This is a genomic window from Chitinophaga flava, assembly GCF_003308995.1.
In the GTDB taxonomy this organism is placed as follows: Bacteria; Bacteroidota; Bacteroidia; order Chitinophagales; family Chitinophagaceae; genus Chitinophaga; species Chitinophaga flava.
The window spans coordinates 3,415,874-3,428,240 of sequence record NZ_QFFJ01000001.1; the positions used below are offsets into that span (position 1 = coordinate 3,415,874).

General features: G+C 46.6%; 11 protein-coding genes. 5 read left to right on the forward strand and 6 right to left on the reverse strand.

The window, feature by feature from the left end; genetic code table 11:
* Positions 1-232 precede the first annotated feature (232 nt).
* A complete protein-coding gene (locus tag DF182_RS13730; protein WP_113616168.1) occupies positions 233-598 on the forward strand; it encodes a DUF7674 family protein in 366 nt (121 codons plus the stop codon).
* Positions 585-1,163, forward strand: coding sequence for an N-acetyltransferase (locus tag DF182_RS13735; RefSeq protein WP_113616169.1), 579 nt, complete (start codon positions 585-587; stop codon positions 1,161-1,163). Before DF182_RS13730 ends, DF182_RS13735 begins: the two co-directional genes overlap by 14 nt.
* A 39-nt stretch (positions 1,164-1,202) precedes the next feature.
* Here the strand turns inward: DF182_RS13735 and DF182_RS13740 are convergent, their stop codons facing one another.
* The 5 genes from DF182_RS13740 to DF182_RS13760 all read right to left on the reverse strand — a co-directional run bounded on the left by DF182_RS13740 (position 1,203) and on the right by DF182_RS13760 (position 4,901).
* Positions 1,203-1,682, reverse strand: a complete 480-nt coding sequence (locus tag DF182_RS13740) for a hypothetical protein (RefSeq protein WP_113616170.1) — start codon at positions 1,680-1,682, stop codon at positions 1,203-1,205.
* Entirely contained in the window at positions 1,675-2,286 is a 612-nt protein-coding gene (locus DF182_RS13745; RefSeq protein WP_113616171.1) for a hypothetical protein, read from the reverse strand. The genes DF182_RS13740 and DF182_RS13745 overlap by 8 nt, the downstream gene beginning before the upstream one ends.
* Before the next feature lie 63 nt (positions 2,287-2,349).
* Positions 2,350-3,048, reverse strand: a complete 699-nt coding sequence (locus DF182_RS13750) for a hypothetical protein (RefSeq protein ID WP_113616172.1) — start codon at positions 3,046-3,048, stop codon at positions 2,350-2,352.
* A 61-nt stretch (positions 3,049-3,109) separates the two neighbouring features.
* Positions 3,110-4,147 carry a GTPase ObgE gene (obgE, locus tag DF182_RS13755; protein WP_113616173.1) on the reverse strand — a complete coding sequence of 346 codons (1,038 nt, stop codon included), beginning with the start codon at positions 4,145-4,147 and terminating at the stop codon, positions 3,110-3,112.
* 166 nt (positions 4,148-4,313) lie between these two features.
* A complete protein-coding gene (locus tag DF182_RS13760) occupies positions 4,314-4,901 on the reverse strand; it encodes an adenylate kinase (RefSeq protein ID WP_113616174.1) in 588 nt (195 codons plus the stop codon).
* A gap of 357 nt (positions 4,902-5,258) precedes the next feature.
* Here DF182_RS13760 and DF182_RS13765 point away from each other — a divergent pair, with 357 nt between their 5' ends.
* Positions 5,259-8,162, forward strand: a complete 2,904-nt coding sequence (locus tag DF182_RS13765) for a glycoside hydrolase family 3 N-terminal domain-containing protein (RefSeq protein ID WP_245957437.1) — start codon at positions 5,259-5,261, stop codon at positions 8,160-8,162.
* Between the two features lie 129 nt (positions 8,163-8,291).
* On the opposite strand, the gene DF182_RS13770 is transcribed toward DF182_RS13765, so the two are convergent.
* The gene (locus tag DF182_RS13770) at positions 8,292-8,741 is read right to left on the reverse strand and encodes a hypothetical protein (RefSeq protein ID WP_113616176.1); all 450 of its coding nucleotides are present in this window, start codon (positions 8,739-8,741) and stop codon (positions 8,292-8,294) included.
* A gap of 181 nt (positions 8,742-8,922) precedes the next feature.
* Between DF182_RS13770 and DF182_RS13775 the strand changes: the two genes are divergently transcribed.
* Complete coding sequence (locus DF182_RS13775) at positions 8,923-9,969, forward strand: COX15/CtaA family protein (protein WP_113616177.1); 1,047 nt, start codon at positions 8,923-8,925, stop codon at positions 9,967-9,969.
* 123 nt (positions 9,970-10,092) lie between these two features.
* Entirely contained in the window at positions 10,093-12,318 is a 2,226-nt protein-coding gene (locus DF182_RS13780) for a patatin-like phospholipase family protein (RefSeq protein ID WP_161964139.1), read from the forward strand.
* The last annotated feature ends 49 nt before the right edge of the window (positions 12,319-12,367 follow it).

Consider the following 12,367-nt stretch of genomic DNA (forward strand, 5'->3'; position numbering starts at 1 on the left):
TTTTAAATAATGATTTTGTGTATGGGATGTCATTTTGATATCCCATTTTTTTTATCCTACCGCTTTCCATTCATCCTGCACTTTTGGAAATAACCATGCAAAAACGGAAGACCTGCGCTCGCTGCGGGGAATACTGTAATTGTTAAAATGCTTTGACAGTACAGCATTTTAACGTTTTTATGCTTGTTGTGGAACAGCATTTGGCATTACCTGTATGTAACAAGGAAAAGCCATGATAAACCAATATGAAGTGCCGGCTTATATAGAAGATCATATACCGGCACTTAAAAAAGCCCTGCATCAGTTTCCGGCTATTTTTCACGTGTACGACACCGTGGGGTGCTTCAGTGAATATACTGGCAGGCAGTTGCGGGAACAGAATTATGCAATAGCCGGCAAGTGCCTTCAGGTGGCCGGGAGGTTATATGAAAAAGGGAATGAAGTGGTAAAAGGGGCAATCACCCGGGTGTTTGTGCCAGCGTTAAGCCAGATTCCGCTGGGAGATGCCTTAAGCCGGATCAGGATATACTCACTGATACCGGATGCGATTTATGGTCTTTATATACAACAACAACTCAGTAGTCATGGAAACAGATGAAGAGATAATTGTTAGGGTCGCGTCTCCGGAAGACGTAGATTTTGCCCTGCCTATTGTGGCAGAAATGGAATCATCCGCCAGGGCCAGGGGCACAGGTATCTCCAAAAGAGATCCTATGGACATTAAAAAGAAGATTCTGCAGGGGAATGCGGTGATCGCATTTACGAAGAGTGGTATCTGGGCGGGGTTCTCTTATATACAAGCCTGGGAGGGTGGCCGCTTTGTATCCAACAGTGGTTTGATCGTAGTGCCGGAATTCAGGGGCCTGAAGGTAGCGGCGGCCATCAAAAAAAAGATATTTGAATTAAGTCGTTCATTATATCCATCTGCAAAAATTTTCAGTATCACTACCGGTTTGCCGGTGATGAAGTTAAATAGCCGGCTGGGATTTGAGCCGGTTACCTATACCGAAATTACGACTGACTCCAGTTTCTGGGCAGGTTGTAAGAGCTGCATTAACTATCCGATCCTGGCAGGACATCATTTTGCGAATTGCCTCTGCACCGCGATGTTGTTTACTCCGCCGGAATTGAAAGACCCTGTTCTGTTAAGTACAGCCGATTGATATGAACCGGTGATGCTTCTGCATTGCCGGTTCTCTGTTTTATAATATCTCGCACTTAAGGAAAGAGTAGGAGTGAGGCGCAATGGTTATTTTCACCCTTGCAGATATAGGCACCTGCTCATAAACCCCGGAGGGGACCCCTATCTTTCGGATAGAATAGTCACTGGTATGTAACAGAAGATAATGTTCATGTATCTCCGGATTGGAGTACCTGGCCTTGTCCAGCACCAGGACTTCAGAAGTTACTTTCCGGCGCATAGACAGATCCTTCCTGAGTTTGGCGATACTACCGATCCAGGAGGGGATGAACACGATAACATAGAAGACTGTAGCTGCCAGTATCACTGTGCCTGGACCGATGTGACCGTTCCGGGCTACAATCCCCAGGTATGCACCCCCAAGACAGAATGCAGTGAGGAAAAACACTTTCAACAGGCGCCGGTATTTCACGTTCAGATTGTTTTTCAGTATCAACACATCTTCATCGGTCATCTGGACATAGACAGGTGTGTTATCCATGATTTTCTAAGGTTAGGGGTTTGAAGGTTTCCTGCATGGAATGATATTTTTGTTCGCCGGTTACTACGTGGTGATAGTAGGCAGCTGTATATAGCAGGTATTTATTGTTTTCGTTGATATGTCCCTGGGTGATCATTTGTTCCCAGTCCATTAGGCTATCGATCTGCTGGCGGTATACTTGTAACAGTTCCTGAAAAAGTGCCAGTTGGATATTCTGTGGTAACAGTTCGGGTAGTATGTTATAGTCGAAGGCTCTGGAGAAATAGTATCGGGTGGCTTCTTCCTCTTTGGGCAGGATAGTATACAATGCCCAGGAGTACAATCCGTTGAAGAAGGCCGCAAAAGCCAGTATCAGCAAAGGGATAGGGAGTTCCCGGGCAAACAGCAGGCCGACGATCCCCATAGCCAGGAAGGTGGTGCGGGAGTATCCATGCCATATGCTTTTGCCGTTGAGGGGAAGTGCAATGCCCTCATTGGCGCTGATTTTATAGTAGGAAGAAACCGGAAATAACGGAAGGCCAATGATGAAAAATTTTGTTCTGATACCCTGGTTTTTATATTGATGTATGCTACCAGTGAATATGGTACCGATCATAATGGCCATAGCAGAAAGAATTTCCAGCAATATATAGACATTATTTTTTTGTGTAATACAACATTCATGGTATTACGGTGTCACATCGATGATCAGTAGTTTATTGATTTTGGTAGGGGAGTTGCGGAGGGTGCCGTTGAACTTCAGGTAATAGGTGCTGATGACCGCCCGGGGGATTGTTTCCAGGTTGGTTACTGCGTGATAGAGTTCTTTACCGTAGTGTTTTTTTACATGTTGTTGGAGGTCTTCAATGCTGGCATCAGGGAACAGGGCTGTTTGTGCGGAAGTATATTTCCGGCAGATAAAGAAGTTGCTGGCTTCGGGGCGAAGTTGTTCCCAGTTGCTCTGGAAGTGTTTCCAGTTTTTGATCAGTTGTTGTCCTATGCGGATGCTGGTTTCATAGCGTTGCCATACTTTCATTTTTTCGGCTTCTCCCGTGGTGATGGCGAGCATTTGTCCTTCGATGGAATGTTTAGGTGCCAGGGAGAGGAAAATGGTATCGGGGTGCCGTTCAAAATCATTGCGGCGTTGGTCTGGCGTGATCCAGTCCAGGGAAAAATAACAATCACCGAAACGCACATACGTAGTGCTGTCGCGGCTTACAACAGATACTTCATTGGACGCGATTTTTTCAGCAGCCTGGGCCGGGAGGGCTATCAGCTGCATGGTATCAATCTGAACAGGTTTTTCCTTGACTGGTGTAATTGGTTGTTGGCAGGCCATCATCAGAATGATGAATGATGGCCCTACGATATTAAATAGTGTTTTCATGGTATCTGGGATCGTGTAAAACGAACATTGGCGTTGTTACCTGTTCCCTTTCCCTGTCAGTTTATTCTTCCGCGTTGGCGGTGTTGGCAGTACTTATCTGGTTGTCTTTGTCGGTCAGGGCTCTCCACAACATATCTTTCAGCTCACTGAGTCCTTGTTGTACTACAGAGGAGATAAATACATGCGGCACATCTTTCGGCAGTTCTGCGGAGATGGCTGCTTTCAGTTCATCATCCAGCATATCGCTTTTACTGATGGCCAGCAAAAACTGTTTATCCAGGAGTTCGGGATTGTATTGTTCCAGTTCGTTGACCAGCACTTCAAACTCTTTGCGGTGATCGGCGCTGTCGGCAGGAACGAGGAATAATAATACGGCGTTTCTTTCAATATGTCGTAAAAATCGATGTCCGAGACCTTTTCCTTCGTGGGCACCTTCGATGATACCGGGGAGGTCTGCGATGCAGAATGATTTGTTGTCGCGGTATTCCACCATACCCAGTTGGGGGGTGAGGGTGGTAAAGGCATAGTCGGCCACTTTAGGTTTGGCAGCGGTGATAGTGGAGAGCAGGGTAGATTTACCAGCATTGGGAAACCCTACCAGTCCTACATCGGCCAGTACTTTGAGTTCCACTACTTTCCAGCCTTCCTGGCCAGGCATACCTGGTTGGGAGTATTCCGGTGTTTGGTTGGTAGCAGATTTAAAGTAAGCGTTGCCGCGGCCGCCCTGGCCTCCGGGTAACCAGATCACTTCCTGTCCGTCGTGCAGGATTTCGGCTTCTATCTCACCGGTTTCTTCATCTTTGGCAGTAGTGCCCAGCGGTACTTCAATGATAATATCCTTTCCGAAGCGGCCGGTGCAGTTGTCGCCACTACCGTTTTCCCCATCTTCTGCCAGCAGGTTTTTATGCCAGCGCAGGTGCAGCAGGGTCCACAGTTGTGAGTTCCCTCTCAGTATAACGTGCCCGCCTCTGCCGCCGTCGCCGCCGTCAGGACCGGCCTGAGCATTAAACTTGGTACGCATGAAGTGCATACTGCCGGCGCCGCCTTTACCAGACTTACAAAATACACGGATATAGTCTACGAAATTCGCTTTTTCCACTAATCAGATTTTAAAGAAGCAGCTGGGCTGCCCACAAAAACAAAACGCAAAGATCGTTAAGTTTAGGCTAATTAGTACACTTCCGTGTACGATAAACCCACAACTTACAATCTTTGCGTTGTTTAAGAAATAATGTTATAATATTTCTTAGTGCGGAGAAGGCAGGTTATACTTTCTCCGCTACCAGCTCATTAATTTCCTTGCACAGCAGATCAAACACCTCAGCTTCAGTGCCGTCTCCCTTTATTTTCCTGAACTTGCCGAATTTAGCGTAGTGGTCGGCTACAGGGGCTGTTTTATTATGATATTCCACAATGCGGGCTTTTACCACATCTTCTGAGGAATCGTCGCTACGACCGGAGGTCAGCCCACGGTTCAGCAGACGCTTGATCAATTCATCTTCCGGAACTTCCAAAGACAGCACCACAGATATGGCCGTTTTCTTCAGTGCCAGCAGTTTGTCCAGCGCTTCAGCCTGAGCTGTAGTACGCGGAAAACCATCAAAGATGAAACCCCGCGCTTCTGGATTGGCATCCAACTTGGAGCTGATCATACCAATTACCACCTCGTCTGGTACCAGTAAACCCTGGTCCATAAATTTGGTGGCTTCAAGGCCTAAAGGGGTTTTATTGCTAATCTCTGTACGCAGCAAATCGCCTGTAGACAGGTGTATAAGTCCGTACTTATCTATTATCTTAGTACTTTGTGTACCCTTGCCGCTACCGGGAGGGCCAAATAAAATGAGATTGACCATGTTTAATTAAAATCTACTTTACTCGCAAGGTTGCAAATATAACAAACAATTGAATGTATTGGCAATTAAAATTGCGATTGGTTAAATAATGTAAAAGAATTGGACAAAATAGTAAAGATATTTTAATATTTATGGTAAAACCATAAAATATCTTTAAAAAGATATTCTAATTTAACGAATATCTTGCGATTTGACAAAATCATATAGAAATAATTAATAATTATTTGATAGTCAGGCCTTGCTAATGAATTCTTGCCTGATTATTTGTAAGTTTATGACATGAGGAAACAATTATTGGTAGCAGGACTTACGGGCTTGCTTATGACTGGGAGCGCTATACCTATGCCACCAGGCGTTATGAACAGAAAAAAACACAAAAGAGTCAACACTACTTCCACCCAGCCACAAGATAAGGCTTCTCAATGGGTTGACAGCGTATTTCAATCCCTGACACCAGAGGAACGTATTGCCCAACTTATCGTGATCAGAGCCCACTCCAACCTGGGACAGGATCATATCAATGCTGTAGTTAAAGACATCAAAGACAACAAAGTAGGTGGATTGATCTTCTTTCAGGGTGGCCCCGTAAGAGAAGCCAACCTTACCAATTATTACCAATCTATCTCCAAAGTGCCCCTCCTCATCTCTGTAGACGGGGAATGGGGACTCGGCATGCGCCTGGACAGCGTGATCTCTCTGCCTCGCAATATGATGATCGGCGCCACCAGAGATACCGCCCTGGCTTATGAAGCAGGCCGTGTAATGGGTGAACAATGCAAACGCATCGGTATCCATCTCGATTTCGCCCCCGATATGGATATTAATAATAACCCCAACAATCCGGTTATCAACGACCGCTCCTTTGGGGAAAACAAATACCAGGTAGCCCGTCTCGGCGTTGCTTCCGTCCGTGGTATGCAATCCACCGGCGTAATGGCCTGTGCCAAACACTTCCCTGGCCACGGCGATACCAACGTAGACTCTCACTTCGACCTGCCATCCATCAACAAGAGCCGTCAGGCCCTCGACTCCCTGGAATTGTATCCTTTCCGGGAAGCGATCGCAGCAGGCGTAGGCTCCATCATGGTAGGCCATCTCTTTATCCCGGCCATCGACAATAAACCGAATACACCCACTTCCATCTCTTATAAAGCAGTAACCCAACTGCTGAAAAACGAACTGGGCTATAAAGGCCTGGTAGTTACCGATGCCCTCGAAATGAAAGGCATTGCAAAATTCTATTCCAAAGGACAGGAATCCTTACAGTCGCTGCTGGCAGGCAACGACCTGATGATACTGCCTTCTACCGCAGCCGGTAGCGTATCGGCTATTATGAAGGGTATCAGAAGAGGCCAGATCAGTCAGCAGGAAGTAGATGCCCGCGTGAAAAAAGTGTTGCGCGCCAAATACGACCTCGGCCTCTGGAAATCGCAACAGATCGACGTCAACAATCTGACAAACGATCTCAATGCCATGACCGACACTCTTACCCGTCGCATCGCAGAAAAAGCCATCACGCTGGTAAAGAATGATAAACAGCTCATTCCTTTCTCTCCAGCCATGACCCAGCAAAAGCTGGCTGTGATCGCAGTTGGTGCCGATGGTCACAATGCCTTCCTGGATGCCGTAAAAGCTTATAAACCAGGCACAGACGCATTTATCTTTACCTCCCGTCAAAGTGTGGAACAGATCGCGCCTATTGTGTCCAGGATTCAGCGCGATTATAAAGCAGTGATTATCAGTGTACATGGCTTCAGCCGCCGTCCGGCTAACAACTTCGGGCTGTCTCTCGCACAGCGCCTGATTGTAAAACATTTACAACAGGAGATGCCTTCTGCTACCGTTATATTCGGTAACCCGTACGCTATTCAGCACTGGTGCGATGCGCCTGCTATCGTAGCTGCCTATGAAGATGACAGCATCACCCAGAAAGTAGCTGCCGATCTGCTGTTTGGTAAACTGGGCCCTCAGGGTAAACTGCCGGTGACGGTATGCCCCGGTATGCCGGAAGGAACTGGTATCACTTATGAAGTAAACAGGTATACCCAGCTGCCTACTGATGCTCCTGCTGCAGTAGGTGTTAATGAAGCTCACCTGGCTGGCATTGATGCCCTCGCTAATGACATGATCACCCGCAATGCGGCCCCGGGCTGCGAAGTGCTGGCCATGAAAGACGGTAAAATTATCTACAACCGTACCTTCGGTCATTATGAATACAATCGCCAGGAACCGGTAGCACCCGGATCTATTTATGATCTGGCTTCTGTGACCAAGGTATGTGCTACCACTATCTCCATCATGCGCCTGTATGATGAAGGAAAAGTAAGCCTGGAGGGCACACTGGGCGACTACCTGCCCTTTGTAAAAGGTACCGATAAAGCCGGATTAAAAGTCCGTGATGTGTTGTTGCACCAGGCCGGACTGGTACCGTTTATTCCGTTCTACAAAGAAACCTTATATCCTGACGGCCGTCCGGATACAGCGGTATACCACTCCACCTCCGACGAATTACATTCCGTAAGGGTGGCAGACAATATGTATATGGACCACAACTATGTGGACACCATCTGGAAAAAGATACTGGACAGCAAAGTAACCCCACATCCGGGTTATGTTTACAGTGATCTGGACTTCCTTTTCCTGGGTAAGATTGTAGAAGCGGTGAGTGGGAAAAAATTAAACCAGTATGTGATGGAAACGTTCTATAAACCGTTAGGACTGTCTTCCACCGGATTTTTGCCAAGAGAAAGATTTCCACTGTCCCGTTTGGTACCTACAGAACATGAGCGTTCTTTCCGGATGCAGCTGCTCCGTGGTGATGTACACGACCCGGGCGCAGCCATGCTGGGTGGTGTAGCCGGACATGCCGGCCTGTTTTCCAACGCGCATGACCTCGGTGTGATCATGCAGATGTTGCTGAATAACGGCTCCTTTAACGGCGTACAGTATATCAAACCCGAAACAGTACGGTTGTTTACTGCCTACAACAGCAGTATCAGCCGTCGCGGGCTGGGCTTCGATAAACCGGAGAAAGACAACAATACCCGCCGGGAAAGTTATCCATCCAAACTTACCTCCGGTGCTACCTTTGGCCATACCGGATTTACCGGTACCTGCGTATGGGCCGACCCAACCAGCAAAATGGTGTTCATCTTCCTGAGCAACAGGGTTTACCCTGATGGTGGTTCCAATACTAAACTGTCCACCCTCAATACCAGGGGCAAAATGATGGATGTAGTATATGAAGCCATGCAGCTGTAACGGTGATGGATATGATGTAAGTGATGGATATGATATAGATGATATTAAAAAGCGGCGGAGATCATAAGTATGATCTCCGCCGCTTTTTAAATAACCAATTAACCAAATCAGAAAGTAATCAGGTCAAAATTATTTTTCTACAGAAACGAGTCTGTTGACCATTGTTTGTGTTTTGATGCCAATGGATTTTTCTGCTACTTTGTTTTTACCGTTTCTGATTTCGAAGATGTATTGACCATCTTCCAGAGACTGCAGGTTGTAGCGTGCTTCGAATCTAACAGTTGCAGGTAATACTTCCCGGTGAAGGGTATTGTTAAAGCTGTCCTTAATATAAAGTGTCAGCTTCTCGTTATCAGGATTAGTGACAGCCAGGGTAAAGTTCAGAGATTCTTTTACCGGTTGGGAGATTTCCACTTCCAGGTCCTTTTTGGGGGCTTCGGATGAAGGCTGCTCAGCGACGAATCTGTTGTTGTAAGCAAATGATTTGTCCTGCGCATGCATGGTTATAAAGGGAATGAGGATAGCGGCTAATACTAATATCGTTGCTTTGGGTACTAAAACAAAACGTAAGTGTTTCATGACATTATCTTTTTTAATGTTGTCTTTTGCTTTTTTAAATCTGGGCCGTATTAGCTAATACAATGGTGCCGTTGTTAATTTTCAATGCAAAGCTCCGATGTCAGCGTTAACAGAATATTACGCGATTGTTAAAAGAATGTGAGTATTTCGGGAGTGGTAAATCACTATTTTTGCAACGTTTATGGAAACAACAGTTAATATTAAGAATAACCGCCCGGTGGCTATCTGGCTTTATATAGGAGTGGGCATGCTGGTGATTCAGGTCTTATTGGGAGGGCTGACCCGTTTAACCGGTTCCGGCCTGTCGATTACAGAGTGGCAACCTTTACTGGGCGCATTCCCGCCAATGAATGAGGCAGCCTGGGAAAAAGCCTTCGATGGATATAAGCAGATTGCGCAGTACAAATATGTCAACAATCATTTCACCTTATCAGATTTTAAGTTTATCTATTTCTGGGAATGGTTCCACCGTGATTGGGCACGACTGATCGGGTTCGTATTTATAATTCCGTTTATCTATTTCATTATCAAGAAGAAGATCGACAAGAGTATGATCAATCCTTTGATTGTGCTTTTTGTGCTGGGTGGTCTTCAGGGGGCTATTGGCTGGATCATGGTAAAGAGTGGTCTGAACGATGAAAACCTGTATGTTAGCCATATCCGCCTGGCAATACACTTTATGTCGGCGCTGGTGCTCCTGTGTTACCTGTTCTGGTTTGCCCTTAAAATAAGCATTCCGTCTGCTGAAGTCCTGAAAGTGCCTTCCTTGAAACGTTTGAACATATGGTTGCTCGTACTGGTAACAGTACAGCTTATATACGGAGCCTTTATGGCTGGCCTTCATGCTGCTCTGGTAGCTAATACCTGGCCGGATATTAACGGGGCCTGGGTGCCTGCGGGGATGTTTACCCAGGGGGGATTTTTTACTGATATTGTCCATAATGCCATTACTATTCAGTTTATACACCGTGGCCTGGCCTATCTGATCACCATTTTGGTTGCCACCTGGTGGTGGAAATCCGCGCAGATACCTGCCAACAGCCTGCTGCATGGAATTCGTTATCTGCCGTTGCTGCTGGTATTATTACAGGTGTTATTAGGGGTGCTCACCCTGTTGAACAGCCAGGTTAAAATACCGATTACCTACGGAATCCTGCATCAGTGCGTAGGCATGTTGCTGCTCCTGTCGCTGGTATGGACGCTGTATCTAAGCAGAGCAAGACAATAAGAAAAAAACAAAATACAGACTACGGGCCTGGAGTGAAGACTTTCTTCGTTTCAGGCCCGTAATTCGTAATTCGCAATTCGTAATTTTTTACGTAGGTTTATTGGGAATAATCGTCTGATGAAGGTGAAGCTATTGCTAATAAAAACGTACTATTCTTTCCCTGTCCAGTTGCTCCTGCTACATTTCAGGAAATACCAGGTGTTGCTCATTTTTTGGGTTATCCTTTTCAGTACGATAAATGGTGGTTTTGCCAAGGTTTTTGGGGGAGATGCCCTCTTTCTGGCGCCGGAATATCTTGGGAAGGTGAACTTTTACAGTACCGCCATTCTCGGACTGGCTACCGGCATGTTTATTATGAGCTGGCAGATCACCACCTTCATTCTGCATACCGGCCGGTTTAAGTTCCTGGCCACTACCTCACAGCCTTTTTTCCGGTACTGTCTCAATAATTCTCTCATTCCGCTGGCTTTTGCTGTCTGTCTGCTTTACCGGGGCTGGGAATACCAGCGTTATGAGCAACTGAGCACTATTCCTGAGATTTTACTACTGGGTGAAGGGTTTATATGCGGTGCGCTCTTTATTGTTTTCTTTTGCTTCTTTTACTTTTTTAATGCAGATAAAAACATTGGCCGGCGGCTGGAAAAACGTTTCGGTAATCCCCGCAATTTTCTGCGGGTGATTCTCAAGCCTACTCAGGAGCCAGACGAAAACGCGCTGCCTGTACATAACTACTTCTCAACACCCTGGCGGATACGAAGAGCCAGGAATGTAGACCACTACAACAAACACTACCTCGACAGTATTCTCAAACAGCACCATTTTGCTGCCATGATCACGGTGGGCTGTGCCCTGATTTTTCTGGTGATACTGGCTTATATGATGGACTATGAGGTGTTCAGGATTCCGGCCGGAGCCAGTGTCCTTATATTTTTTGCTTTCCTGATAGGCGTAGCGGGCGCATACTCTTACCTGCTGCAAACCTGGTCTATACCGGTGGTACTGGTGTTGTTGCTGGGGCTGAACTGGATGGTGGAACATAACTGGATTGACAACAGGAACAAAGCATACGGACTTGATTATCAACAGAAAAAAGCTCGTCCCGATTACAGTCTGGAGGCATTGCAACATTTCTTTACCCGCGAAAGATATGAAGCAGACAGGTTGGGGACGCTGGAAATTCTGCGTAAATGGAGGAGCCGGTTTCCTGCGAATAAAAAACCGCGGTTGATCGTTATGAATTTCAGTGGGGGAGGCAGCCGTTCGGCCACCTGGTCGCTGCATGTACTGCAGCGCCTGGACAGTCTGCTCGGTGGTGATTTAATGAAACATACCGTTTTGATGACAGGCGCTTCCGGCGGTATGCTTGGGGCCAGTTATTTCCGGGAACTGTACCTGGAGCAGCTCATGGGCAAATCCGTACGACTTACCGACAGTATTTATATAGACAGGGTGTCAAGAGACCTGTTGAATCCGGTTTTCAGCGCTATGGCCGTGAATGATTTTATCACCCCATGGAGAACTTTTCAGTTAGATGGCCATCGCTATGCCAAAGACAGAGGTTATGCCTTTGAAATGCAGCTGAACCAGAACACCGACAATTTATTGAACAAAACCCTGAAAGATTATAAGGAACCTGAGTATAAAGCATTGATACCGATGCTTATCTGGAACGCAACTATCAATGCCGATGGCCGCCGGCTGATGATCTCCCCGCAGTCAATCAGCTATCTCTGCAGTCCGCAGTACCTCTATCCAACGCGGCAGATACGGGATATTGATGGGGTAGACTTCGGTCAGTACTTCGCCGGCCAGGACGCAATGGACTTACGTGTCACCAGTGCCATCCGTATGTGCGCTACTTTTCCTTATGTGCTGCCTAATACCTTTTTGCCCAGCAATCCTATTGTGGACGTGATGGATGCAGGCATCCGGGACAATTTCGGACAGCAGACCACGCTACGTTTTCTCTATACCTTCAGTAAGTGGATCAATGAAAATACCAGCGGGGTGGTATATATCCAGGTAAGGGATACCCGTAAAAACGATATTACCCCCATTAAAAAGGCGAAAGACCTGGGGGATCTGTTGTTTGAGCCGTTGTTTACCATGCAGCAGCATTGGAGCGCCATGCAGGATTTTGATCAGGACGATCTCATCAATTATATGGAGGGTTATTTCCCGAACAAGTTCCACCGCGTTATTTTCCAGTATGTGCCTCAGAAGCAGGATAAGGCGGCGGCATTGTCCTGGCACCTCACCTCCCGGGAGAAGCTGGATATCGCTCATGCGCTGGACAATCCAGCCAACCAGAGTGCACTGGATTTTGTCGTCAAACAGATGGCAGAATAATCCATTCATCTTTCCTTTTTATTATGGTCGGGCGCCGGTATGGCGTTGT